Origin of the sequence: Comamonas aquatica NBRC 14918, assembly GCF_000739875.1 — a bacterium.
In the GTDB taxonomy this organism is placed as follows: domain Bacteria; phylum Pseudomonadota; class Gammaproteobacteria; order Burkholderiales; family Burkholderiaceae_C; genus Comamonas; species Comamonas aquatica.
The window spans coordinates 1-771 of record NZ_BBJR01000011.1; the positions used below are offsets into that span (position 1 = coordinate 1).

Genomic DNA, 771 nt, shown 5'->3' on the forward strand with positions numbered 1-771 from the left:
ACAGAGCGTTGGGGCGGCTGGCCTTGAAGTGCCGGTTGACGTGGTCCAGCGGGCACGGTGCCGATGTGTCCGGCGTGGTGGTGCGCACCGTCTTGCCACGGCGAGCCCCTTGCAAGCCCATGGCACGCATCAGTCGCTCCACAGTACAACGTGCCACCGGGATGCCCTCGCGGTTCATCTGCAGCCAGACCTTATCGGCCCCTTAGACCTGCCAGTTGGCATGCCACACGCGCTGGATGTCCGCCTTCAAGCACTCGTCACGCTGGGCGCGTTGACTGCGCAGTTGCGGGTTACGCAGCCGGGCTGCGTGGCGCCAGTAACACGACGGGGCCATCTGCAGCACCCGGCAGATGGGCTCGACCCCGTAGTCGTCACGGTGGCGGTCGATGTAGTTCTTCAAGACTTCAATCGGCGGTCGAGCTGCGCCTGCGCAAAAAACGCGCTGGCCGTCTTCAGGATGTCGTTGGCCCGGCGCAGCTCTTTGACCTCACGTTCCAGCTCCTTGATGCGCTGGGCTTCTGACGTGGTGGTACCGGCACGCTGGCCGCTGTCGACCTCGGCCTTCTTGACCCAATCGTTCAAGGTCTGCGGCACGCAGCCAATCTTGGGGGCTATTGATTCAATGGCTGCCCACAGCGAAGGGTAGTCGGCTCGGTGCTCCTGCACCATGCGTACGGCACGCTCGCGGACCTCGGGTGAGAACTTGTTTGACTTGGTCATAGCTCCATCTTCTCAAGTGTTGGAGCCTCCTCAAAACCCGGGGCGGTTCAA

General features: G+C 63.0%; 1 pseudogene and 1 other annotated feature. The pseudogene reads right to left on the reverse strand.

What is annotated here, in order from left to right:
• Positions 1-720 (reverse strand): annotated as a pseudogene (locus tag CA2_RS17395) (IS3 family transposase); the annotation flags it as partial.
• Positions 326-442, reverse strand: a sequence feature (AL1L pseudoknot). Its footprint overlaps the pseudogene before it by 117 nt.
• Positions 721-771: the final 51 nt, after the last annotated feature.